Source organism: Kingella oralis, from assembly GCF_014054985.1.
Taxonomy (GTDB): Bacteria; Pseudomonadota; Gammaproteobacteria; order Burkholderiales; family Neisseriaceae; genus Kingella_B; species Kingella_B oralis.
The window spans coordinates 1,142,433-1,165,447 of record NZ_CP059569.1 but is presented as its reverse complement, the minus strand read 5'-3'; the positions used below and the strand labels follow the sequence as shown (position 1 = coordinate 1,165,447).

At 53.2% G+C, this 23,015-nt stretch carries 34 protein-coding genes; 6 read left to right on the top strand and 28 right to left on the bottom strand.

Annotated elements, in window-relative coordinates:
• Positions 1-7 precede the first annotated feature (7 nt).
• The 5 genes from H3L93_RS06185 to ttcA form a co-directional block, all read right to left on the bottom strand.
• Positions 8-229, bottom strand: a complete 222-nt coding sequence (locus tag H3L93_RS06185; RefSeq protein ID WP_040558185.1) for a hypothetical protein — start codon at positions 227-229, stop codon at positions 8-10.
• Positions 230-252: 23 nt separating this feature from the next.
• Positions 253-387: a hypothetical protein gene (locus H3L93_RS13325; RefSeq protein WP_003795261.1), complete on the bottom strand. Its 135-nt coding sequence runs from the start codon at positions 385-387 to the stop codon at positions 253-255.
• A gap of 76 nt (positions 388-463) precedes the next feature.
• Positions 464-2,008: a bifunctional peptide-methionine (S)-S-oxide reductase MsrA/peptide-methionine (R)-S-oxide reductase MsrB gene (gene msrAB / locus H3L93_RS06180; RefSeq protein ID WP_003795263.1), complete on the bottom strand. Its 1,545-nt coding sequence runs from the start codon at positions 2,006-2,008 to the stop codon at positions 464-466.
• A gap of 248 nt (positions 2,009-2,256) precedes the next feature.
• Positions 2,257-2,847, bottom strand: coding sequence for an NAD(P)H-dependent oxidoreductase (locus H3L93_RS06175; protein WP_040558186.1), 591 nt, complete (start codon positions 2,845-2,847; stop codon positions 2,257-2,259).
• A gap of 111 nt (positions 2,848-2,958) precedes the next feature.
• The gene (gene ttcA, locus H3L93_RS06170; RefSeq protein ID WP_003795269.1) at positions 2,959-3,912 is read right to left on the bottom strand and encodes a tRNA 2-thiocytidine(32) synthetase TtcA; all 954 of its coding nucleotides are present in this window, start codon (positions 3,910-3,912) and stop codon (positions 2,959-2,961) included.
• Between the two features lie 152 nt (positions 3,913-4,064).
• Between ttcA and rpe the strand changes: the two genes are divergently transcribed.
• Entirely contained in the window at positions 4,065-4,739 is a 675-nt protein-coding gene (gene rpe / locus H3L93_RS06165) for a ribulose-phosphate 3-epimerase (RefSeq protein WP_003795271.1), read from the top strand.
• A gap of 165 nt (positions 4,740-4,904) precedes the next feature.
• Here rpe and H3L93_RS06160 read toward each other — a convergent pair whose 3' ends face one another.
• The 8 genes from H3L93_RS06160 to lepB all read right to left on the bottom strand — a co-directional run bounded on the left by H3L93_RS06160 (position 4,905) and on the right by lepB (position 11,653).
• Complete coding sequence (locus tag H3L93_RS06160; RefSeq protein WP_003795273.1) at positions 4,905-5,255, bottom strand: hypothetical protein; 351 nt, start codon at positions 5,253-5,255, stop codon at positions 4,905-4,907.
• 48 nt (positions 5,256-5,303) lie between these two features.
• On the bottom strand, positions 5,304-6,047 hold the full coding sequence (gene hisA / locus H3L93_RS06155; protein WP_003795274.1) for a 1-(5-phosphoribosyl)-5-[(5-phosphoribosylamino)methylideneamino]imidazole-4-carboxamide isomerase: 744 nt from the start codon (positions 6,045-6,047) through the stop codon (positions 5,304-5,306).
• 73 nt (positions 6,048-6,120) lie between these two features.
• Positions 6,121-6,765 carry an imidazole glycerol phosphate synthase subunit HisH gene (gene hisH / locus H3L93_RS06150; protein ID WP_003795277.1) on the bottom strand — a complete coding sequence of 215 codons (645 nt, stop codon included), beginning with the start codon at positions 6,763-6,765 and terminating at the stop codon, positions 6,121-6,123.
• A gap of 31 nt (positions 6,766-6,796) precedes the next feature.
• A complete protein-coding gene (locus H3L93_RS13320; RefSeq protein WP_281365072.1) occupies positions 6,797-6,931 on the bottom strand; it encodes a hypothetical protein in 135 nt (44 codons plus the stop codon).
• A gap of 118 nt (positions 6,932-7,049) precedes the next feature.
• Positions 7,050-8,711 (bottom strand): AMP-binding protein, encoded by a 1,662-nt coding sequence (locus tag H3L93_RS06145; RefSeq protein ID WP_003795283.1) that lies wholly within the window; start codon positions 8,709-8,711, stop codon positions 7,050-7,052.
• Between the two features lie 23 nt (positions 8,712-8,734).
• The gene (locus H3L93_RS06140) at positions 8,735-9,277 is read right to left on the bottom strand and encodes a GNAT family N-acetyltransferase (RefSeq protein WP_003795286.1); all 543 of its coding nucleotides are present in this window, start codon (positions 9,275-9,277) and stop codon (positions 8,735-8,737) included.
• 80 nt (positions 9,278-9,357) lie between these two features.
• Positions 9,358-10,446, bottom strand: a complete 1,089-nt coding sequence (mnmA, locus tag H3L93_RS06135) for a tRNA 2-thiouridine(34) synthase MnmA (protein WP_003795287.1) — start codon at positions 10,444-10,446, stop codon at positions 9,358-9,360.
• Between the two features lie 190 nt (positions 10,447-10,636).
• Positions 10,637-11,653 (bottom strand): signal peptidase I, encoded by a 1,017-nt coding sequence (lepB, locus tag H3L93_RS06130; RefSeq protein WP_003795289.1) that lies wholly within the window; start codon positions 11,651-11,653, stop codon positions 10,637-10,639.
• Between the two features lie 162 nt (positions 11,654-11,815).
• Between lepB and H3L93_RS06125 the strand changes: the two genes are divergently transcribed.
• Positions 11,816-12,103 carry a hypothetical protein gene (locus H3L93_RS06125; RefSeq protein ID WP_182077715.1) on the top strand — a complete coding sequence of 96 codons (288 nt, stop codon included), beginning with the start codon at positions 11,816-11,818 and terminating at the stop codon, positions 12,101-12,103.
• A gap of 5 nt (positions 12,104-12,108) precedes the next feature.
• Here the strand turns inward: H3L93_RS06125 and lepA are convergent, their stop codons facing one another.
• Together lepA and H3L93_RS06115 are read right to left on the bottom strand one after the other, a co-directional pair.
• A complete protein-coding gene (lepA, locus tag H3L93_RS06120; RefSeq protein ID WP_003795299.1) occupies positions 12,109-13,902 on the bottom strand; it encodes a translation elongation factor 4 in 1,794 nt (597 codons plus the stop codon).
• 185 nt (positions 13,903-14,087) lie between these two features.
• The gene (locus H3L93_RS06115; RefSeq protein WP_003795301.1) at positions 14,088-14,474 is read right to left on the bottom strand and encodes a DUF805 domain-containing protein; all 387 of its coding nucleotides are present in this window, start codon (positions 14,472-14,474) and stop codon (positions 14,088-14,090) included.
• Positions 14,475-15,014: 540 nt separating this feature from the next.
• On the opposite strand from H3L93_RS06115, the gene H3L93_RS06110 reads away from it, so the two are divergent.
• Positions 15,015-15,161: a hypothetical protein gene (locus tag H3L93_RS06110; protein ID WP_155803052.1), complete on the top strand. Its 147-nt coding sequence runs from the start codon at positions 15,015-15,017 to the stop codon at positions 15,159-15,161.
• 261 nt (positions 15,162-15,422) lie between these two features.
• The gene (locus tag H3L93_RS06105) at positions 15,423-15,638 is read left to right on the top strand and encodes a hypothetical protein (protein WP_003795309.1); all 216 of its coding nucleotides are present in this window, start codon (positions 15,423-15,425) and stop codon (positions 15,636-15,638) included.
• 36 nt (positions 15,639-15,674) lie between these two features.
• Here H3L93_RS06105 and H3L93_RS06100 read toward each other — a convergent pair whose 3' ends face one another.
• The 13 genes from H3L93_RS06100 to H3L93_RS06040 all read right to left on the bottom strand — a co-directional run bounded on the left by H3L93_RS06100 (position 15,675) and on the right by H3L93_RS06040 (position 21,795).
• Positions 15,675-15,947, bottom strand: coding sequence for a pyocin activator PrtN family protein (locus H3L93_RS06100; protein WP_003795311.1), 273 nt, complete (start codon positions 15,945-15,947; stop codon positions 15,675-15,677).
• Positions 15,948-15,964: 17 nt separating this feature from the next.
• Positions 15,965-18,160: a replication endonuclease gene (locus H3L93_RS06095; protein WP_182077714.1), complete on the bottom strand. Its 2,196-nt coding sequence runs from the start codon at positions 18,158-18,160 to the stop codon at positions 15,965-15,967.
• 127 nt (positions 18,161-18,287) lie between these two features.
• Positions 18,288-18,536, bottom strand: a complete 249-nt coding sequence (locus H3L93_RS06090; protein ID WP_003795315.1) for a hypothetical protein — start codon at positions 18,534-18,536, stop codon at positions 18,288-18,290.
• Positions 18,523-18,696, bottom strand: coding sequence for a hypothetical protein (locus H3L93_RS06085; RefSeq protein WP_182077713.1), 174 nt, complete (start codon positions 18,694-18,696; stop codon positions 18,523-18,525). The genes H3L93_RS06090 and H3L93_RS06085 overlap by 14 nt, the downstream gene beginning before the upstream one ends.
• An 8-nt stretch (positions 18,697-18,704) precedes the next feature.
• A complete protein-coding gene (locus tag H3L93_RS06080) occupies positions 18,705-19,061 on the bottom strand; it encodes a DUF551 domain-containing protein (RefSeq protein WP_003795319.1) in 357 nt (118 codons plus the stop codon).
• A 30-nt stretch (positions 19,062-19,091) separates the two neighbouring features.
• Positions 19,092-19,244, bottom strand: coding sequence for a hypothetical protein (locus H3L93_RS06075; protein ID WP_155803055.1), 153 nt, complete (start codon positions 19,242-19,244; stop codon positions 19,092-19,094).
• Between the two features lies 1 nt (position 19,245).
• Entirely contained in the window at positions 19,246-19,722 is a 477-nt protein-coding gene (locus H3L93_RS06070) for a class I SAM-dependent methyltransferase (protein ID WP_040558189.1), read from the bottom strand.
• 1 nt (position 19,723) lies between these two features.
• Positions 19,724-19,963: a hypothetical protein gene (locus tag H3L93_RS06065; RefSeq protein WP_155803058.1), complete on the bottom strand. Its 240-nt coding sequence runs from the start codon at positions 19,961-19,963 to the stop codon at positions 19,724-19,726.
• On the bottom strand, positions 19,914-20,423 hold the full coding sequence (locus H3L93_RS06060) for a hypothetical protein (protein WP_003795326.1): 510 nt from the start codon (positions 20,421-20,423) through the stop codon (positions 19,914-19,916). Before H3L93_RS06060 ends, H3L93_RS06065 begins: the two co-directional genes overlap by 50 nt.
• A 22-nt stretch (positions 20,424-20,445) precedes the next feature.
• Positions 20,446-20,769, bottom strand: coding sequence for a hypothetical protein (locus H3L93_RS06055; RefSeq protein WP_003795328.1), 324 nt, complete (start codon positions 20,767-20,769; stop codon positions 20,446-20,448).
• A gap of 21 nt (positions 20,770-20,790) precedes the next feature.
• Complete coding sequence (locus H3L93_RS13490; RefSeq protein WP_081446090.1) at positions 20,791-21,081, bottom strand: ogr/Delta-like zinc finger family protein; 291 nt, start codon at positions 21,079-21,081, stop codon at positions 20,791-20,793.
• Positions 21,059-21,586 (bottom strand): YmfL family putative regulatory protein, encoded by a 528-nt coding sequence (locus H3L93_RS06045; RefSeq protein WP_003795331.1) that lies wholly within the window; start codon positions 21,584-21,586, stop codon positions 21,059-21,061. The genes H3L93_RS13490 and H3L93_RS06045 overlap by 23 nt, the downstream gene beginning before the upstream one ends.
• Complete coding sequence (locus H3L93_RS06040; protein WP_155803067.1) at positions 21,586-21,795, bottom strand: hypothetical protein; 210 nt, start codon at positions 21,793-21,795, stop codon at positions 21,586-21,588. The genes H3L93_RS06045 and H3L93_RS06040 overlap by 1 nt, the downstream gene beginning before the upstream one ends.
• Positions 21,796-21,839: 44 nt before the next feature.
• On the opposite strand from H3L93_RS06040, the gene H3L93_RS06035 reads away from it, so the two are divergent.
• Positions 21,840-22,079 (top strand): hypothetical protein, encoded by a 240-nt coding sequence (locus H3L93_RS06035; RefSeq protein ID WP_003795335.1) that lies wholly within the window; start codon positions 21,840-21,842, stop codon positions 22,077-22,079.
• Between the two features lie 236 nt (positions 22,080-22,315).
• On the top strand, positions 22,316-22,975 hold the full coding sequence (locus H3L93_RS06030) for a LexA family transcriptional regulator (RefSeq protein ID WP_040558433.1): 660 nt from the start codon (positions 22,316-22,318) through the stop codon (positions 22,973-22,975).
• Positions 22,976-23,015 lie beyond the last annotated feature (40 nt).

Here is a 23,015-nt window from a genome sequence, read left to right as displayed (position 1 = left end):
TTAGCGGTTACTCGGTGGCGTTTTCAATTTTCTCGCCCACATGGGAGATGCCGCGCCCGACTGCGTTGCCGCCTTTTTTCACGGCGGATTGCGTTTTGTCCCAGCCGTGTTCAATGCCGTTGCCGACTTTTTCTACGGTGTTGGCGGTGTCGCTTTTTACGCCGTGCCAAGTGCCGGAACAGGCTGCCAGCAGGGTGGCGGTGAGGGTGAGTGCGAATGCTTTTTTCATAGTAGTTCCTTTCATTGGGATGGTTAAAACGCACGGCGAACCATGCGGTGGGGATTATAGCGGGAAACGGGGTGTTTGCCGAATGGGGGTGTTTTGGCTTCGTTGGTTTTGATTTCATTGAAGCCTTCGGTTTTCAGGCTGCCTGAACGCGGGTGCAACCGCCAAGGCAGCCTGAAAACTTTGCCTCGCGCTCCTACGGCTTGCTGGCAAGCCGTGCGCTGGCAAGGTAAACCGCTATTTCACTTTATCCTTCCACGCGCCATAGCCTTGCGCGTCCATTTGCTCCAACGGCACAAACCGCAGCGATGCGCCGTTGATGCAATAGCGCAAGCCGCCTTTGTCTTTCGGGCCGTCGTTGAACACGTGTCCCAGATGGGAATCGGCGTGGCTGCTGCGCACTTCGGTGCGTATCATGTTGAAAGACGTGTCTTCGCGCTCGGTTACGGCTTCGCGGGCGATGGGGCGGGTGAAGCTGGGCCAGCCGCAGCCTGATTGAAATTTGTCGGTGGAGGCAAACAGCGGCGTGCCGTCCACGATGTCCACGTAGATGCCTTTGGCAAACAGGTTGTCGTATTCGTGGCTGAATGCGCGCTCGGTGCCGGCTTGTTGGGTAACGCGGTATTGTTCGGCGGTGAGTTTTTGGCGCAGCTCGGCATCACTGGGCTTTTTCAGGCTGCCTGAAACGGCTTCTTTGCCTTCCAGCGGTTTGTCTGCCAATGAAACGTCAATGTGGCAGTAGCCGTTGGGGTTTTTGAGCAGATAATCCTGATGGTATTCTTCGGCGGGATAGAAGTTTTTGAGCGGCTGGTTTTCCACCACAACGGGCGCGGTGTATTTTTTCTGCTCGCGCGCGATGGCGGCGGCGGCGATTTTTTGCTCGGCGGGGTCGGTGGTGTAGATGCCTGTGCGGTATTGTTCGCCTCGGTCGTTGCCTTGTTTGTTCAGGCTGGTGGGGTCGATGACGCGGAAGTAATAGCGCAGGATGTCGTCTAAGCTGAGCTGGTCGGCATCGTAGCTCACTTTCACGGTTTCGGCGTGCCCTGTGTGGCGGTGGGATACGTCTTCGTAGCTGGGGTTGGCGGTTTTGCCGTTGGCATAGCCTGATACGGCATCGGTTACGCCCGGGATGCGTTGGAAATAGGCTTCCAAGCCCCAGAAGCAGCCGCCTGCCAGATAAATAGTTTTGATGTTCATCGGTTTTCCTTTCTGCGCGGAATCGGGTTTGTAGAATTTTTCGGTATAGGCGGAGAGTTCGGCTTGCGGGTTTGCCAGCAGGGCGAGGGCTTGGGCTTCGTTCAGGCTGCCTTTGACAACGCGCTGCACGTCGCCGTTTTCGCCCAGCAACACCCAAGAGGGATACACGCGCACGCCCAGCTCTTGCGCGATGGTGCCGCCCGCATCGGTGCGCACGGGGAGTTTTTTGTATTCCAAGCCGCGATACCATTGGGCGAAATCGGCGGCGGATTTTTCGTGCAGATAATCGGGCGAGGCGATGGCGACGAGGTTGGCGGCGGCAAAGCGTTTGTCTTGCGCCCATGCTTCGGTTTGCGCCAGCTCGCTCAGGCAGAGCGGGCACCAGCTCGCCCAGAATTTTACCAGCGTGGGGCGTTTGGGCAGCGGCGGGGCGGCTTTGCCTTGGTCGTCGGGCAGTTTGCCGATGCGCTCGGTCAAACTTTCGGCGTGCGCGGCGGCGGAATGCGGCATCAGCACAGCTTGCCCCGCCCAAAACACGGCGGCTGCGGCGGCGGGGAGCAGTAAAAATCGAGCGATGCGGTTCATGGCGATTTCTCCTGTGTAGTTGTTAGTAACGCGGGCAATCTTAACACAGGGAAACGGGGGCGCGAGGCGTGATTAGCGCGGCTTATTTGCGGGATAGGCAAACGCGGCGGGCGATGGTTGAGGCAGCCTGAAAGGGCTATAATGCGCGGTTGATTGTAGTGGCGGGCGATGTGGGGTAGATGAATTGATGTGATAAGGCAGCCTGAAAATGGGAAAAACCGTTTTCAGGCTGCCTTGTTATATGGCGATTATTCCAGCGTAACGCCGTCTTCCTGCATTTTTGCCAGCAGCGCGGCGAGTTTTTTCTGCGGGTCTAGCAGCGGGTCAAGAATATGCGCCGCCATGTTGTCGGTAGATTGCTGGATTGCCGCTTCGTTCGCACCGACTGCGCCGTGGAAAATAAACGGCGGCAAAAATTTGGTTTGGATGAGATTGGCGGTTTGTTGCAGCGGTTTCAAAAATTCGCTCATGGAATAGCTGTTGTAGCCGCCCGCCTGATACGAATCCGCCGGCCCTCCTGTGGAAATGGACGACACCCATTCTTTGCCCGCCAACGCTTTGCCCTGCGGGCCGTATGCCCAGTTGTAGGTCAGCACGTCGTCAAACCATTGTTTCATCAGAGGAGGCACGGAATACCAGAAAAACGGATGCTGGAACACCAAGCGGTCGTGCGCCAACAGCGTGGCTTGCTCGGCGGCAACGTCAATTTTGCCATCTGGATACAGGCTGTACACACGGCGCACGGTTACATCGGGCAGCCCTTCCAGCCGCTCTGCCCACAGGCGGTTTACGGTGGATTGTTCCAATTTGGGGTGGAAAACATTGACCAAAGTTTTCATGGCAGCGTCCTTTCTGCTGCGGTTAAAGATTTGGTTATTATAGACCTCGCATGGCAAATAGGCAGCCTGAAAATGGTTTTTCCCGTTTTCAGGCTGCCTTTTGCATAGCCATTATTCCACTTGAATGCCACACCCCGCTTTCGGCTTGTTGCCCAAGATGTTAATCACCTTGCGCGCGGGTTTTTCAGGCTGCCCGTCGTCTTCGTCGCGCGGGGCGGTAAAAGACACGGTTTCGCTGTCAAACGCCAAATCGCCGCCGTGTTTCAGCGCCTGCCCGCGCTGCAAACCCGCAAAGTCAAACAGTTCGGTGTCCGCCAGATGCGAGGGCACAACGTTTTGCAGCGCGGAAAACATGCTTTCAATGCGTCCTGGGAAGCGTTTGTCCCAATCTTTCAGCATATCGCCGATAACTTGGCGCTGCAGATTGGGCTGCGAGCCGCACAGGTTGCAGGGGATGATGGGGAACTGTTTTAACTCGGCGTATTTAATCAAATCTTTCTCTTTCACATATGCCAGCGGGCGGATAACGATGTGCTCGCCGTTGTCGGAAACTAGCTTGGGCGGCATGGCTTTGAGCTTGCCGCCGTAAAACATGTTTAAAAATAAGGTGGCGATGATGTCGTCGCGGTGGTGGCCGAGCGCGATTTTGGTGCAGCCCAGCTCTTTGGCCGTGCGGTAAAGAATGCCGCGGCGCAGGCGGCTGCACAGCGAGCAGGTGGTTTTGCCTTCGTCGAGCACGCGCTTAACAGTGGAATAGGTGTCTTCTTCCACGATTTTGTAGGGCACGCCGATGCTTTCTAGGTAGGTGGGCAGCACTTCTTCGGGGAAGCCGGGTTGCTTTTGGTCTAGGTTTACAGCAACCAGCTCAAACTCAATTGGCGCGGATGCTTGCAGTTGGCGCAGGATGTCCAACAGCGCGTAGCTATCCTTGCCGCCCGACAGGCACACCATAATCTTGTCGCCGTTTTCAATCATGTTGAAATCGTTAATCGCATCGCCCACGGCGTGGCGCAGGCGTTTTTGCAGCTTGTTGTTTTCTAATTCGTGTTTGGGTTTTTTAGACATGGTTGCGTGTTCCGAAAAATGAAAAGGCGCGATTATAGCGGGTTATAGTGTTTTCAGGCTGCCTCACCTATCTTTTCCAGCGCGTGAGGCAGCCTGAAAACCGCTTGCGGTGTTAAAATCGCCGCATCAATCTTGCCAACAAAGGACACGCCATGAAATACCGCATCGCCCCCAGCATTCTTTCCGCCGATTTTGCCCGCTTGGGCGAAGAAGTGCGCAATGTCATCGCCGCAGGCGCAGACATGATTCATTTTGACGTGATGGACAACCACTATGTGCCCAACCTCACCTTCGGGCCGATGATTTGCGCTGCGTTGCGTCCGCACACCAGCGCGCCGATAGATGTTCACCTGATGATTGAACCCGTGGACGACATGATTGGCGCGTTCATCAAAGCCGGCGCCGACATCATCACGTTCCACCCCGAAGCCAGCCGCCATGTGGACCGCAGCCTGTCGCTGATTAAAGACGCGGGCAAACAGGCGGGCTTGGTGTTAAACCCTGCCACGTCGATTGCGGTGTTGGAAAACGTGTTGGACAAGCTGGACATGGTGTTGCTGATGTCGGTGAACCCCGGTTTCGGCGGGCAAAAATTCATCCCGCACACGCTGGAAAAATTGCGCCAAACCCGCGCCCTGCTGGATGCCTACGAGCAGCAAAGCGGGCGGCGCATCCGCATAGAAGTGGACGGCGGCATCAAAGTGGACAACATCGCCGCCGCTGCCGCCGCAGGCGCGGATACTTTTGTGGCCGGCTCGGCGATTTTTGATGCGGATGATTATGCGGGCGTGATTGCCGCGATGCGGGCGGAGTTGGCGAAGGTATAGGGATGAGTTAAGGCATTAAGACAGCCTGAAAACGGTTGTGAATATGTTTTCAGGCTGCCTTTTCATGTTTACATTAGGCAGCCTGAAAACACTAAAAACAAAAACACCGTTATCCCAATCAACAAGGATAACGGTGTTTTGATTATTCTGATTTCAGGCTGCCGTTTAGCCTACCCAGCTTGCCACTTTGGCAATGCCCGCTTCGCTAAACAAATATTTCGCCAAGAAGAACCAGCCCGCCGAGCCCACCAGCGCGATGCCCATGTTCATCCCCATGCTTTCGGAAAAGCGGTCAATCGCTTCCAACACCACCACGGTAAACAAATACAAAATGCCCCAAGTGGTTAAAAGCTGTGCGTCCAAATCGGGCATCCCACTCCATTCCATTGTTGCTTTGATGACCATCGCCAACACGGTAAAGCCCAATGCTTCGCCCAATGAATTGACATCGCGGCTGGCAGACCAAATGCACCAAAAACCTAAAATAAACGCAATCAGCAAAAATGAACCGTACATGATGGTTTCCTTTTTTATATTTATTCAGAAATCGTTTGAATCAAAGTTTCAGGCTGCCGTTAAAGCATCGGCAAGCTGTTGAGCTTCGTTGAATTGGATGGTGCCTTCATAGATGGCACGTCCTGTAATCGCGCCTGCGATGCCTTCGTGTTGCACCGCGCAGAGTGCGCGAACGTCGTCCAGATTGGTTAAGCCGCCCGAGGCGATGATGGGAATATTGACCGCGCGGGCAAGATTGACGGTGGCTTCAATGTTTACGCCGCTCATCATGCCGTCTCTGCCGATGTCGGTGTAGATAATGCTGTTTACGCCGTCGTGTTCAAATTGCTGGCTCAAATCGGCGACGCGGTGTTCGGTTACGGTTGCCCAGCCATCAATGGCAACCATGCCGTCTTTGGCATCCAGCCCTACGATGATGTGCCCTGCAAATCCGCGGCAGGCTTCGCGCACAAATAGGGGATTTTTTACGGCGGCTGTGCCGATGATGACATCGGTCAAACCCAGATTGAGGTATTTTTCAATGGTGGCTAAATCGCGGATGCCGCCGCCCAGTTGCACGGGAATATGGGCGGATACGGCGGCGAGGATTTCGGCGATGGCGGGGAAATTTTTGGGCTCGCCCGCAAATGCGCCGTTTAAATCCACCAAATGCAAACGGCGCGCGCCTTGTTCCAGCCAGTGTTGCGCCATTTTGGCGGGGCTGTCTGAAAAGACGGTGGCTTGTTCCATTAAGCCTTGTTTGAGGCGTACGCATTGCCCGTTTTTGAGGTCAATGGCGGGGATAAGTTGCATGATTGGGTTAAGCTATGTAATTTATTTTGTATTTTAGCAAATTTACATAGTTGAGTGTTAAGTCTTTGTGGGTTTAGGGTTGCCAGTGTAGGAAATTTTGCAACAGTTGCAGCCCTGCTTCGTGGCTTTTTTCGGTGTGGAACTGGGTGGCGAACACGTTGTCTTTGCCCGCGATGCAGGCGAAATTTTGCGGGTAGGAGCTGGTGGCAAGGGTGATTTCGGGCTGCGTGGGGGCGAAATAATAGCTGTGGACAAAGTAAAAACGTTCATCTTGCGGGATATGGGCAAACAGGGGGTGGGCTTGGGTTTGGTGGACGTTGTTCCAGCCCATGTGGGGGACTTTGAGGCGGTTGCCGTGGGCATCGGTTTGCTGGGCATCAAAGCGTTTGACGCAGCCTGAAAACCAGCCCAAGCCTTGGGTGTCGCCTTCTTCGCTGTGTTCAAACAGGAGCTGCGCGCCCACGCAGATGCCGAAAAAGGGTTTGTTTTTCAGCGCATCGCGGATGGCTTCGGCAAGGTTGCTTTGGTGGAGGGCGGTCATGCAATCGGGCATTGCGCCTTGGCCGGGGAAGATGACGCGGTCGGCGGCGTAGATGTCTTGGGCGCGGGAAGTGAGTTGGATTTGGGTGGCGATGCCTGCGCGCGTTGCGGCGGCGTGGACAGATTTTTGCACGGAGTGGAGGTTGCCCATGCCGTAGTCGATGATGACGGTTTTCATGTGGATGTTCTTTGAAAGGGGTTAGGCGTTTTCAGGCTGCCTTTTTTTGGGAGGTGGGGTTGGGGCAGCCTGAAAACAGGATGGCAAGCGTTCGGGTGGGGCGTGCGGCTTTGCCGTGTACCGTTTGGCGATGTTTAATAAGATGGTGCGCGGTAGAGTCGCACATCCTGCTTATGCTGATGGGGCAGCCTGAAAACGGCATAACCGGCATTCCCTTGCATTGGGGTAAACATAAGACTAAGGCAGCCTGAAAATGCAATCTCGTTTTCAGGCTGCCTTGGCGCTTAGCTGTCGCGCAGTTCGCGGCGCAAGATTTTGCCCACGTTGGATTTGGGCAGTTCGTCGCGGAACTCTATGTCGCGGGGGACTTTGTAGCCGGTGAGCTGGGTGCGGCAGTAGGCGATGAGTTCGTCGGCGGTGAGGCTGCTGTCTTTTTTTACGATAAACAGCTTTAACGCTTCGCCTGTTTTGTCGCTTTTCACGCCCACGCAAGCGGCTTCCAGCACTTTGGGATGGGCGACCACAATGTCTTCAATCTCGTTGGGGTAAACGTTAAAGCCTGAAACCACAATCAGGTCTTTTTTTCTGTCCACAATTTTCAGCCAGCCCGCTTCGTTCATCACGGCGATGTCGCCCGTTTCCAGCCAGCCGTTTTGGTCTATGGCTTTGGCGGTTTCATCGGGGCGGTTCCAATAGCCGCGCATCACTTGCGGGCCGCGTATCCAAAGCTCGCCTGCTTCGCCGATGGGCACTTCGCCGCCGTGTCCATCGCGCAGTTGCACCTCGGTGCTGGGCAGCGGCAAGCCAATGCCGCCCGAGTATTCGGTGGCGTTAAGCGGGTTCACGCACACACCGGGGCTGGCTTCGGTTAGGCCGTAGGCATCCACAATGGGGATGTGCACCAGCTTAAACCATTGTTCGGCAACGGCTTGTTGGGTTGCCATGCCGCCGCCGAGGGCGAGTTTCCATGTGGAAAAATCTACGGTTTTAAATTCGGGGTTGTTCATCAAGCCGCGATACAGCGTATTTAAGCCGATGAACACGGTTACGAGGTGTTTTTTCAATTCTTTGATAAAGCCGTCTAAATCGCGCGGGTTGGCGATGAGAATGCTTTTTGCACCCGCCTTGAAAAACAGCAGCAAGTTCACGGTGAGCGCGAAGATGTGGTAAAGGGGCAGGGCGGCAATCACCACTTCTTTGCCTTCCACCAGCTTGGCTTTTATCCATTCGCCACCTTGCATCATGTTGGCGCAAATGTTGCCATGTGTGAGCATTGCGCCTTTGGCAACGCCTGTGGTGCCGCCCGTGTATTGCAAAAAAGCAAGGTCGTCGCGGGTGAGGGCAACGGGGGTGAACGGGTGCGCCGCGCCTTGCTTTAAGGCAGCCTGAAACGAGGTTGTGTCTGTTAATTGATAGCTGGGCACGGCTTTTTTGACGTGACGCAGCACAAAGTTCATCAACGTGCCTTTGATTGCGCCAAACATTTCGCCCACGCTGGCGATGATGATGTTTTTGATTTGCGTACGCGGCAACACGAGTTCCAGCGTGTTGGCAAAGTTTTCCAGCACGATGATGGTGCCGGCGCCGCTGTCGTTAAGCTGGTGTTCCAGCTCGCGCGGAGTGTAAAGCGGGTTGGTGTTTACCACCACCAAGCCTGCTTTCAAAATGCCAAACACGGCAATGGGGTATTGCAGCAAATTGGGCATCATCACGGCAACGCGCTCGCTGCGCGGCAGTTTGAGCACGTTTTGCAGATAGGAGGCAAAGTGGTCGGATAGCTCGCCGATTTGGCGGTAGCTGAGTTCTTTGCCCATACTGTAAAAGGCGGTTTGGTCGCCGAACTTGGCAACGCTTTGCTGCACTACGTCTATCATCGAGGTGTAGTGCGCGGGGTCGATTTCGGCGTTTACGCCTGCTTCGTAGCTGTTGAGCCAGATTTTTTCCATGTTGGGGGTCCTTGTGTAGGGGGTTAGGCAGCCTGCAAAGTGGGGCGAACCAGATTAAAGGTGGTTTTTGCCAACAATGTGGCAAAGGATTGTGGATTAAAACTGTTGCCTTTATACAAAACGGCATAGCGTTCCGCCTCTTCTACCCATTGATACGGGGCGATTTGAAAGCCGTTGCGCAGATAAAAATCCAAACGCTTTTGGCGTTGCAGCGCATCGGCAGCGGCGGCATCGGGGGCGCGAATGTCTAACACGATGGTATCGCTGGGATATTGCTGTTCCAGCGCGACTATGATGCGCGAACCATAGCCTTGCGAACGGCATTGCGCATCAACCGCAAAATAAAGCACAAACAACAAGCCTTCGCCGCGAATTAGGTAAACAAAGCCAATGGGTTGGTTGCCCTTATCGGCAATGGCATCAAAGCGAATAGCGGCGCGCAAGGAAAATAGCCGCAAGCTCCAAAAGGGGAAGCGATCTTCGGCGGCAAAGGCTTGTTGGTAAAGCTGTTGGGCGTATTGGCGCAGATGCGGCTGTTTGAACAGCGGGATGGGGATAAATTGCATACGGTTAAGTTGGGCGGATAAGGCAGCCTGAAAATAATGTTTAGCTCTGCCAAAACGCGCTTCGCTCGTTTTCAGGCTGCCTATGGCACAATAATCGGTTTATCGGTTTCGGTGATAATGCCGCCGCCAAGGCAGATGTCGCCATCGTATAGCACGGCGGATTGCCCGGGGGTAACCGCCCATTGCGGCGCGTCAAACACCAGCTCGGCGGTGTGGTCATCCAAATAGCGCAGTTCGCACGGCGCATCTGCCATGCGGTAGCGGGTTTTGCAGGTGTAGCGTCCTGCGGCGGGTTTTTCGGGCAGCGTCCACGATAGTTGGTTCATTTTCAGGCTGCCTGAATAGAGCAGGGGGTCGTCATGCCCTTGCACCACGATTAACTCGTTGCGGGCGAGGTTTTTGCCCGCCACAAACCACGGTTCGCCCGCGCCGCCAATGCCCAAGCCTTTGCGCTGCCCGATGGTGTAAAAGGTTAAGCCGATGTGTTCGCCAACTATTTTGCCATCGGGCGTTACCATGTTGCCGTTGTGGGTGGGTAGGTATTTTTGCAGAAATTCGCGAAATGGGCGCTCGCCAATAAAGCAAATGCCTGTGCTGTCTTTTTTGGCGGCAGTAGGCAGCCTGAAATCGCTGGCAAGGCGGCGCACTTCGGTTTTTTGCATACCGCCCAGCGGGAATAGGGCGCGTTCAAGCTGAAAGGGTTGCAAGCGGTAGAGGAAATAGCTTTGGTCTTTGCTGCCGTCCGCGCCTTTGAGCAGATAATGCACGCCATTGCGCACTTCTTTGCGGGCGTAATGCCCTGTGGCGATAGCTTCTGCGCCTTGCGCGATGGCGTGGTCTAAAAAGCATTTGAATTTGATTTCGGCGTTGCACAGCACATCGGGGTTGGGCGTTCTGCCCGCTTCGTATTCTTGCAGAAAATAGGCGAACACTTTGTCTTTGTATTGCGCCGCGAAATTGACGATGTCTATGTCTATGCCGATGATGTCGGCGACCGCCATCGCGTCGAGCGAGTCTTCCTTGATGCTGCAATATTGGTCGTTGTTGTCGTCTTCCCAGTTTTGCATGAAGATGCCGCGCACGTTGTGTCCTTGTTGGTGCAACAGCGCGGCGGTTACGGAGCTGTCCACCCCGCCCGATAAGCCGACGATGATGTTTTGGGATTGCATGATGAGTGTCCTTATGAAGCGGGCTATTTTAGCATGATGGCGATATTTCCAGGCTGCCTACGCGGGGGCGGATAGGCAGCATGAAAATGGGTGGGCGGGCAATGATATGCCGATGGTAAAGCCTAAGGCAGCCTGAAAACGGTTTGGCACCGCGCCAACTCGTTATCCCGTTTTCAGGCTGCCTTTGGGCTTATTTGATGATGGTGCCCACGCGGCTCATCTCGCCCGTGTTCAACCAAATCATAAACGCTTTGCCCACAATCAATTTGTCGTCCACAAAGCCCCAATAGCGGCTGTCTGCGCTGTTGTCGCGGTTGTCGCCCATGGCAAAATATTTGCCCGCAGGCACTTTGCATTTAAAGCCGCTGCCGTCTTCCGCGTATTCGCAATTTTGCTGCAAGCCGCTTTCAAAGCCCGTTTGCGCGAACATGGCTTGGTAATGATTCCATGTGGGCGCATCCACCGAAGGCGCGCCGTCCACTTTCAGCACATCAAACGTTTTGCCCTCAAAGGTGGACTGAAAACGCTCGGCTTGGCGCGGGATATTGCTGTTGCCATCATCGGGATAAGTGTAGCCGCCTTGTGGCACATCCACGCTGGCTTTGCCATTTACCGTTAAAATTTTGTCTTTATATTCAACCGTATCGCCGCCCACCGCCACAATGCGCTTGATGTAATTGTTTTGTGGCTCAACGGGATAGTTAAACACCACCACATCGCCGCGCTGGATGCTGCCTGTGGGAACGGCCACCGTGTTGAGCACAGGCACGCGAATGCCGTAGCTAAACTTGTTCACCAAAATAAAATCGCCTTTCACCAGCCCCGAACGCATGGAGCTAGACGGAATTTGAAACGGCTCAACAATAAACGTGCGCACCACAAACACCACCGCGATAATGGGGAAAAAGCCCGCCATGTAGTCGCGCAGATGGTTGTTATCAGGCTTGATTTTGTCTTTATGGCTGAGTTTTTGCCACAACCAAATCGCGCCTGTGAACGCGGTAAACAGCAGCAGCACGGCGGTGAAACTCCACGCCAAGCCTGCGGAGAGTATGCCGAATACGCCTATCATCATCAGCAAATAGCCCCATTGCAGGGTGTTGCTCCAATCGCCTGTTGCCAAGCGGTTTTTGTTGCTGGTTGCCAGCATGATGATGCCGACGATAAAGAGCGCGATGGCGCCGTAGAGAATGAAGTTGGTGTTCACTTGGGGGGATTCCTTTGTTGCGGGTGGTTTAGATTGGGTGGTTTTAGGCAGCCTGAAAATGGGTTGGGCGGCTATTTTTGCTTTTCAGGCAGCCTGAAAACTGCGTTTTATATGTTTCCGTAAACAGCCATCCAAAGCCACAGTAAAACGGTGAGAAGCAGGATGGTTTTCCAAGAATGGTCGCGTTTGCCGATTAGGGTTTTGACAAAAAACACCAGTGAAAAAACAGCGGCAAGAATGGTCCAAAAAATAACGACCATGCCGACCATCTGCATGATTTGCGACATGGGCTTGGGCGTGCGTGCCAAAGTATTCAAGCCGAAAACGGCGAGCCATGTGCCGACTAGGATGCCGATATTTTGCGCTTTTTCTGTTGCGGTGAGCTTGTTGCTTATGGTGGGTTTCCTTGCGGTGTGGGTGGGTTGGCGAATGGTTTTTCAGGCAGCCTGAAAACCTTATTTCTCCCCAATCTCCAAAATCGCCAAAAACGCGCTCTGCGGAATTTCCACATTGCCCACCTGTTTCATGCGTTTCTTACCTGCCTTTTGTTTTTCCAGCAGTTTTTTCTTACGCGTAATATCGCCGCCGTAACATTTGGCCAATACGTTTTTGCGCAGCGCCTTCACGTTTTCGCGGGCGATGATTTGCCCGCCGATGGCAGCCTGCACGGCAATATCGAACATTTGGCGCGGGATGAGTTCGCGCATTTTCGCTGCCAGTTCGCGGCCGCGCTGCACGGAGGTTTGGCGGTGCACAATCAGGCTCAGCGCGTCCACTTTGTCGCCGTTCACCATAATGTCCAGTTTCACGAGGTCGGACGGCATAAACTCTTTAAATTCATAGTCCAAAGAAGCGTAGCCGCGCGAGGTGGATTTGAGTTTATCGAAGAAATCCATCACCACTTCGTTCATCGGCAAATCGTAGGTGAGCATCACCTGCCGCCCGAGGTACTGCATATTGCGCTGCACGCCGCGTTTTTGGTTGCACAGGGTCATCACGTTGCCCACATAGTCCTGCGGCACGAGGATGGTGGCGGTGATAATCGGCTCCATAATGGTTTCGATGGTGCCGATGTCGGGCAGTTTGGACGGGTTTTCCACGTCTATTTTTTCGCCGTTTTTGAGCACGACTTCATACACCACGGTGGGCGCGGTGGTAATCAAATCCATGTCAAACTCGCGTTCCAGCCGCTCCTGCACGATTTCCAGATGCAGTAAGCCGAGAAAGCCGCAGCGGAAGCCGAAGCCGAGTGCCTGCGACACTTCGGGTTCAAATTTCAGCGAGGCATCATTGAGTTGCAGTTTTTCCAGTGCGTCGCGCAGGGCTTCGTAGTCGTGGCTTTCCACGGGGTACAGCCCGGCGAACACTTGGCTTTGCACTTCTTTAAAGCCTGCCAGCGGCTCGGCGGCGGGGTTGGCGGCAAGGGTTACGGTGTCGCCCACTTTCGCCTGCCCCAGCTCCTTCACACCCGTAATCAGAAAGCCGACTTCGCCTGCGGTGAGTTCCTGTTTTTGCACCGATTTTGGCGTGAACACGCCGAGCTGTTCCACCTGCGATTCGGCGCGGGTGGACATAAAGCGCACTTTGTCTTTGAGTTTCAGGCTGCCGTTTTTGATGCGGATAAGCATCACCACGCCCACATAGTTGTCAAACCACGAGTCGATAATCACGGCTTGCAGCGGCGCGGCGGCATCGCCCTGCGGCGCGGGGATTTTGGCGACGATTTCTTCCAGCACGTCTTCCACGCCCAGCCCGCTTTTGGCGGAACAGGTTACCGCGCCCACGGCATCAATGCCGATGATGTCTTCGATTTCCTGCGCCACGCGGTCGGGGTCGGCGGCGGGCAGGTCGATTTTGTTCAACACAGGTACGACTTCCACGCCCAAATCGATGGCGGTGTAGCAGTTGGCCACGGTTTGCGCTTCCACGCCCTGCGATGCATCGACAACGAGCAACGCGCCTTCGCAGGCAGACAGGCTGCGCGAGACTTCGTAGGAAAAGTCCACGTGCCCAGGGGTGTCGATGAGGTTGAGCAGATAGGTTTCGCCGTTTTTGGCTTTATAGTGGAGCGCGGCGGTTTGCGCTTTGATGGTGATGCCGCGTTCTTTTTCAATGTCCATACTGTCGAGCACTTGGGTGCTCATTTCGCGCTGTTCCAAGCCGCCGCAGTATTGGATAAAGCGGTCGGCAAGGGTGGATTTGCCGTGGTCGATGTGGGCGATGATGGAGAAATTGCGGATGTTTTTCATACAGTTGTCGAAGTGTCGGGATAAAGGTTTCAGGCTGCCTGAAAAGCGGATGGTATTTTCAGGCAGCCTGAAAGGATAAAAGGAAATAAAACGTGGATTTTAACAGAATTTAAAGATAAGGCAGCCTGAAAATCCCCACGGTTTTCAGGCTGCCTCGGCTAATACGAATTTACGGATGCGGCGGTTTAGTCGCCATTGTTTTCATATTCCGATTCCAGCGGGTCTTCGCCGTAATCGTTGTCGCCTTCCGTCCCTTTCATGGCGCACAGAACCAAAACAATAATAAGGCCCACATAAGGAATAATTCCGATTAGACTGAACCAACCGCTCCGGTTTGTGTCGTGCAGACGGCGTATTTGAACTGCCAACCCAGGCAGAAAGGTTGCCAAAAGATACAGACCGCAAATGGGCCCCAAACCTGTTTTTGGGTTGATCATGCCCAACAATCCATCAATAAAACCAAACACAAATGCCGCAATGACATGGAACAGCATAAACATCCAAAATTCTTTGAGGCGGGCCCGCCCGTTGAATCCCACATAATTTTTCAAAACGGCAAGATACCAATTCATTGTTAAATCCCTTTCAAAACAGTTAAAAAATGCAAATGAGCGCGCATTATAGCTGTTACTAGGGAGCTGTAAAGCAGAATTGCCTTTGTTCTTAACGGGTTTGGCGGATGTGCAACAATCCGGTATACGCCAAATGGAAGGACGGTATATTTTCAGGCTGCATCAGGCAAAAAGATTTGTGGCAGAGTAGCCAACCCGCCCCGCCGAAAATGCTAAAATCCGCCACCTTTTGATTGTGAATAGGCAGCCTGAAAATGCAAAACCCCCGCCCCAAGCGCACGCTATCCATTGCGCCGATGCTGGATTGTATAGATAGTAGATATTTTTAAAATAAAAACAATAAATTGATGTTTTAGTAATGAAAAATGGTGCAAATATGGTTCAATTAAAACTAATTGTCTAATTTATGCGGATTGTTGCGTGATTATGCCAATATTTGCCTAAATTTGAGTAATTTACAGCGTGCTAAAAATAGGGGCGAATGCCTGAATTCCAAAAGCGTTGAGCATATTTTTAGGCTGCATAAATTTTGCAAATTTTTTGAGTATCGCGGGCGCGGAGGGCAGCGCGACCAGCCAGCCAGTCAGCTCTACCTCGCAAAAATTTCCGCTCGCCTCCCTCCCCCGACCATCCGCGTCCAAACAAAGGCAGCCCGACCCCAAAAAACTTTGGTTTCAGGCTGCCTAAACTATTGACAAATTATTATAGAATACCTATAATACAACTATTGAGATTAAGGACTACCCAAAAGAAAACCCCGCATGGTGCGAGGTTAGGTTTAGAGAAAGGAGGTATCCATGATTAAGTTCTTAATCCTAGCGATTTTGTTACTCATCAGCTCCCCAGCTTGGTAACGTAGCAAAATCTGATTGATAAACCATCATACGGCGCGGACTAAGGAGACCGCGCCCCTTTCAACAAACGCAAATTTATCACAAGGACAACCCAATGGCAAATTCAAACACCGAACACAGTAAAAATCTGCGCCGCCAAACCGCCAACAAATTCTACAAGGAAAAAATCAAAACAGGCGAATATGCCCAAATGACCGTCAAAGGCAAAGCCGATGATATGGCAATCATCCGCGCCGCCATTGAGCGAGTAGGGGGCACCAATATCCAAGCCCTTAAACAAATCTGCGCCGAATGGCTAGCAGCTCAGTAAAACCAATATTCAGGCTGCCGCAATTTCAGGCAGCCTTCATTCATTCACGCGCTGCCACTCAAACAACGCCTGCTGCGCTTGGCTGTCCAAATAAGCCGCCACATCCGCAACATTGACCAGATAAGGCGACTTGCGCGAATTTTTATCTGCTCGGAAAACAGGGAATGGCAAGGATTGGCAGCTCGCCTTTTTTTTCATTTCACTTTCGCTCAAATGCGGCAACCATTGCCGTCGCACCTCTTCCAACGGAATACAGGTGGATTGATAACGCATGGTCAAAACAAAAGCAGTATTCAAATTAGACTGCATCTCAACACCTTTCAATCTCAAATCCAATATTTCTGTTCAATCTCAGCCAGCAAATCCGCCGCTTCCATCAACACACTTTGCACGCTGTCATATTGTTTCGGCGCAGCAAAACGGCGCAACTTCTCACGGCAAAGCTCAGGAGCTTTCGCCGAGTCAGGCAGCCTGAAACGCGGCTGCATCACATCAGCCAAATCATCCAACAACGCCGCATATTCGCGCACCACCCCACGACGCACCTCATCCTCCCGTTGCGCCCATGCCTCATCAACAGCGCGGGAAACCAAAGCCTCTCTTGCCTCAGGCGAAACCACAGGCCCTTGTCGCGTTTGCCATAACGCCTGCTCAATCAACGCCATTTCTTGCCCCTTAACAAATGGGTCAAGTTCCATATCGCGAGCCAATTCCCCCAACTGGCGTTTCAACTCATCGCGATAATCCCCGCCCAAAGCCGAAATATCCACCGCATCTTTACGTTTCTTAACGCAAACTTCCCCATCCACTCCACCAAATCGCAAATTCGTAGAGTTATTGACACAAGTCCAAGGGGCGGCTGCGCCGCCATTTTTAAACCCAACCGTCCACTCATGAATCCGAGAAATCCGAATTTCGCCCGATTTCGTATCCACCACCCCGCGCGTAAACTTGCCCACAGGCTCCCCATAGCGATTAGTCAAAGCAATCTGCGCTTCCTCCTTATATAGAGCAATCGGCAACGCATCACGGCAAACAAACGCACCGCCCATCAGGTGCACAAACTTACCCCAATCCCCCTTGTCCGCAGCCAAAGCCGCCCGCACGATCACATCATCCGCATCCCCCTCAGTCATACCCTCGCGGCGCAACTCGCGCCAAATGCCCACAGGCGCACCGCCAATCTGCTGAAACTGGCGAATGCCCCAAAGTGCCGCCCAAGCATCCACCCGCTCCGCAGTAACTACAACACTTTCCCCATCAACCGATTCCCAATCCTCGCCCACACCTTCGCCCGCATTATTTTTCCCATCAATATTCTTGGCGATATATTTAGCAATGTAGCCCGCCGCCGTCCCCTTATTCCAGTCAATCGCCTTAAACAATACCCGCGCCTGCACCTTCGCATTCCCAAACACTCGCCAATCCGCCTGCTCCCAAAAGGCCCCTTCCGTTTTCAGGCTGCCTAAAATCATAGCCAGCGGCTCCACTTTGCCGCCGCCCAATCGCTGTGCAGCCTGCAACGACCGCGCAAACTCTTTCGCCGCCTTTTGCGTCTCAAAATAAGTCAAGTCCAGCTCCTCGCGGTTCTCGCGGCAAGCATAACGCGCCACAATCCTGCGAAAAGCATCCACATGGCAAGCCTCCATAAAAAAAAGCCCATGCCAATGCGGACACCCATCATGATGCGGCTCAGCCACGCGAAAACCATAAATGCCAATTTCCGCCCGTTTCAAGGCAGCCTGAATTTTTGCCCACACCTTTTGCAAATAAGCCGCCGCATTACGCGGCGAGCTTCCGTCATATTTATCATTCACATCCCCCGAAATATGATGCGCCCGATGGAATCGGCTAGGGCAGGTCAGCGTCAAAAATTCCCCCACATGGTTCAAATCCCGCGCAATCGCCTCAAACCCCGCAATCCGCGTCATCAATTCCGCACGGCGCACCGCAGGATTGGCATTAGACTTTTCCACCAGCTCCGACAGCGCAAACTCCTGCCCCAGCTCATTAACCATACTCAGCGCCTGCAACAAAGCCGAATTACGCGCCTTTTGCGCACGCCTATCCTGCACCACGCGGTTAGAGCAAAAAAGCTGAGCGCGCTTATGCACCAAGTTGAACCCCGCACGGCGCACATGCTCGCGCGAACGGCGAATCAGTTTGCCCAACTGCCGATTCCAAAAAGCCCCATCCTGCAAACGCCCCAAAATGCCCGCTTCGCTTTTGCCCGCAAACACCTTGTCCCAATCCAAGCCCAAAGCCACAGCACGCTCGCGCAAATAATCCCAATCCCAGCCAAACTGATAAATCCCCTCGCGAAACAACTCCCCGGTCCGTTGCGCAAACTCACGAATCTCTGCATCGCTCGCTTCCACATCCAAAGGCAAAGCATCCGCGCAAGCAAGATAAGGCTCCGCCCACGAGCGCAGCGCATTATCCGCCTTCTCCACATCATAAAACTGGCGCTGCCAATCAGGCGTATCATCCCAACGCTTCTGCTTCACATTCGCCAATGCCAACCACTTTCTCGCGGCCAGTCTCTGCAAATCAGCCGGCAGTTTTGCAATTAACCCCTCGCTTTTGCCCACGACCTCAGTCAAAGGCGCACCAAAATTACTCATCACCAAACACCCAAACAAACAAAATCTAAGGTTCCAACACTACCCCCGCCATCACATCCCGCGCCCATTCTCGCTCATAAGCAGCCACTATTTCTTTATGCCGCATATCCTCTTGCCATTGCCGCCACGCCCCCTCATCCCAGCTTGCCCCATCCGCAATGCGTCGCTCCGTTACCACCGTCTCGCTACCCGTTTCACCCACATCACCGAGCGGCAACCACCACCCCAGCCCAAAGGCGCACAACCCAAATAAAATAATCCTAAACCAACTCATAATTTCCCTGCTCCTCAACGGGCAATGCTCGCGCATAATTCCGCATCTCATTCAAAGCATGGCGCAACAAATCATCATTGCCATCCAACTTCGCTGCCTTTGCCGTTTCCCGCCACTCAGTCGCTCTAACCCGATAAAACTCCAATTTCCAATCGTCCATTATCATGCTCACTCATCTGTGCTGTTTTGGATTGGCTCAGGCAACGGCTGCCAATGGGTAATATGGGCGTGTGAACCGTATGTATCCCATTCTATGGGTTCAAATTCATCCTTGATGTGTCGGGCAATCCCAACAGAACCATTTGACCATGCAACCAATACTTCTTTGTTTAATTCAGGCAGCCTGTCGTTTACGCTTATCCATTCGGATTGCGCGGCTTTGGCTTGCCAGCCTTCCCATTTGTACTGTGTACCAAGGCGGCTGTATTCGTCGCCCACTCGTCCCGTTTGCGGGTTGGTTGGATACAGTTCATCCATCCACGCCTCAAACGCGGCGCGTTCTTTCTCGATTTGTTCGGGTGTCATTCGTTTTCCTTTCTGTTTTCAAAAAAATCTTTAATCCGTTGCCCCATCCAACGCATCACCGGCACAGCCATACTGTTCCCGATTGCTTTGTATCTCGGCGCGTCGGGGCATTGTTCGGCACTTTTCCCGCGCCACGGATGCGGCTTCAATGCCGCTGCACAGGCTGGCGTAGCGGATGTTCATTTCAGGTAGCCTCCTTCATAAAGGTAAACCAATGCGTTTTGCCGTGGCGGCCGGTGGGATGCCCGAATAGGGGTTGGTTCGGGGTAAGTGCTAAAATCTGCGGAACTTTGATTTGGTCTTCGTTCCACTTAAAAATCAGCACGCCATTGGGTTTTAATACGCGGAAACATTCTGCGAAGCCTTTTCTGAGGTCGTCGCGCCAGTCTTGAGTAAGTTGACCGTACTTTTTGGCCAACCATGATTTTTTCCCTGCTCGTACAAGGTGCGGCGGGTCGAAAACCACCAAATTAAAACTGTCGTCGGCAAATGGCAGTGCGGTAAAGTCTAGCCGTATGTCTGGGTGGATTTCGAGGTGGCGCAGGTTGCCACGGTCTTTCAGGTAGTGGCTTTCGGTGCGCAGGTCGCCAAACAGGCAACGCTGGTCTTGCTTGTCAAACCACATCATGCGGCTGCCGCAGCAGGGGTCTAGAACACGCATTTCATTCCGCCTCCGCCCAGCTCGCGCCATCCAAGCGTTTCAACTCCCCCAAAATCCCACCAATAAACCCAGCAACTTCCAAATCACCCACTAAAAACGCAGCTTTCCGTACTCCCCTCAGTTTATGAAATGTCGCCGTAGCTCCCACATCATCACCATACCGCACCTTGTTCAAAATCGCCGCCTGCATATCACTCGCATACTTTTTCAGGCAGTCTTTTTGTTCTCGCTTTAAGCTCATCTCTAATCCTTTCCGATTGCAAAACCCGTTCAATAAAATCCCGATTCACCCTAGGCTGCGCAGGTTCAACCCCCAAACGCCGCGCCGCCGTTTTCGCCGCCCGAATCAATGTATCAATCCGCATCAAATAATCCGTCAGCTCATAAAAATAAAGCTGAGGCAACCGCAGCTCATGGCTACTGCGAATCGTATTAATTTGCGCCAACACCTTAACCACCACCGCGCACAGCTCCTGCAACAAAACCAAGTCATTCGCCTGGTCAAAACTCAACAGCAACCGCTCCAACACCCCCTCATCAATCGCCTCGTCAGGGTCATTCGCCACCCGCCGCACCGATAACAACGGCACATCCACCTCAGGTTTCTGCGCCATTTTCTGCGCCAACCGCCCCCGTATCGCCGCCAACGCCGCCCGTGATACCGCCGTATGCCTATCCGCTACACCATTCGCCATCATCATCCACACTCCTCATCAACAAACTTCAACGCTCATCTCGCCGCATCGCCTTGCCATCCTGATGCTTGCCCAGCTCCCCAATCCCCACCCCTGAAATCCCCACCAACTCCCGCCCCGTAACCGAGTCATAAATCACATACACCCCGCGCTGCCGCCCGTAAGCCAAATCATCCCGAAACACCGAAACCCGCTTCACCCGAAACCGCGCCGTCGTTTCCACCTCCAACTTGCTGCCCAAATTAAACACCCGCTGGTCAGCCTCATTATTCAAATTCAACTCACGCCGCTCACCGCAGCCCCCAAGCCACAACACCCAGCCCAAAATGCCCAACAAAGCCAAAAACCGCATCACATACCTCCAAAAACAAAACTAAAACAACCGCTCATCCGATTCCGCCCGCTCAAAATACTCAGCCTCCACCTCTGGCGGCAAAGTATTCAACGTGTTATGGCGTGGCGGCGGCGACAGCGTCCGAATAATCTCCATCGTCGCCACCCCCGTCCAGCCGCAGCGCATGTTCTGGCACTGCACCCGAAATTCCCGCGTTCGCGGGCTGATGCTATGGCTGCTCTCAATCAAACACCGCGTCCCACAATTCGGGCACACCACAACCGCCCGAAAATTTCCCGCCGTCCCCTTATTCCGATTTTTCAAAGCCATCGGCAAAATCTCCAAACACACGTTCCGTCAAAACCGCAATGCCCAACACCTCGCGCACCGAAGCATAAGCCGCCCGAAAAATCGCCGCGTTCTCCTCGCGCGACACCCGCCCGTCATCCGTAACCGCCTGCCATTGCTGCGACAACGTCCCCAATTTCTCCACCGCCCGCGCAAAGCACAGCAAAATATCCTCCCCTGCCAAAGCCGCCGCATCCAATTCAGGCAGCGGCACAAACACCCCGCCCGACTGCATCGCCACCGCTTCGGCAAAATCGCAACGCTCCGTCATCTTTTGCAGCAGCATTGCCTGCTCAATGCTCATCTGCTGCCCCTTAACCTCATATAACCGGTTCTCCAAAGCCGCCAGCGAAAGCCCCAACATCGCCGCACTCGTCGCATAGCCCCCGTTAGGCGACTTCGCCATTTCCCGCAAAGCATGGTTAATCACATTCCCGTTCATAACAAATCCGCTCCTATCTTGGTTTTCCAAATCCACAACAATCATTAAGATGCCAACCCAAGCCGCTCACGCGCTTTATTCACCGCCGCATCCCGAATAAACCCGCACACCGTCGCCCCATCCAGCTTCACCGCCTCGCGCACCAAATCCATATCCGCGCGCGGAATCCAAACCTGCGCCAAATAAGAATGCTCCAACCTTTTATCCCGACGCGCCTTGCAATAAGTCGTGCCCTTGCTTTTTTCACTAGCCATGTGTAATATTCCTGCCTTGTAATATTCGTTAAATTGCATTTGCCATGCCCCAAAATATTGATGACTTAATCCTCAACAACCAAGTAAACAATATTGCGCTCTCTGCCGCCCTCGCCGTGCTAAATAAATACCCCGACGGCTTATCAGCCTATCGTGGTTATCTGCTAGCCATTGCCGAGAAAGCATTAGCCAAAGGCGATATGCAAACCCATAACTTACTCACACTCACCCTTGCCGATGCCGATGATGCGATTGCCCTTTTGCAATCAACTGCGGCAAAGTAAGCCCCTTGCCTAAGGCATGGATTAGGCGGAGTGTTTGTAAAAGTGATTCGTTGCGCACATAAGGCAACGAGTTTTCTGCCATATTAAGCACCTCTCTTTAAGTTAGTTAGCGTTAAATAAAGTAATATTTGTTTTGACGGAGTGAATATTACAGTCTTTAAGATAGCACCGCAACCCTTTGGATAGTAAATTGTACTATCCAAAGAGTAATTGTTTTGTTTTTATTGGATTTTTTTATGTCTGAAAATAGCATTGACCGCGCAAAAATAGCAATCGGTGCTAAATCTGATTCAGATTTAGCACGATGGCTAGGCTTTGCAACGTCTGTTATTTCAGGATATAGACGCAGAGAGACTGTTCCGTTGGAACAGTGCATTAAGATTGCCGAGCAAACAGGCGTTTCCCTAGACTGGTTGATACTCGGCAAAGGCGACCCCAAACCTCAGCATCAGCCGCAGAGTGCCGTGCAAGATTACGACGACCAAGACGCTGTATGGGTGCCGTTGTATGATGTTTACGCCAGCGCAGGCGGCGGCGAGGATGTTTGGGGCGAAGAAATTGAGCAATACATCCCTTTCTCTCGCGTTTGGCTCAATCAAAAAAATCTCCACAGTAAAAACCTATCCTGTGTCAAAGTGCGTGGCGACAGCATGGAGCCCACGCTAAACAACGGCGATGTCATTCTCGTAAATACCGCCCGCCAAGTCGGCGATGGCGTGTTTGTGGTGCGCATCGGCAGCCTTTTGCGCGTCAAACGCCTGCAAACCCTGATCAATGGCAGCCTGAAAATCAGCAGCGACAACCCCATTTACGAATCCGAAACGCTTAACCCCAAAGAGGACAGCGATTTCGCCATCATCGGCGAATGCCATTCCAAAATCGCACGCGTCGCCTAGATAAATTTTCGGCAGCCCGTTTGTTTTCAGGCTGCCTTTA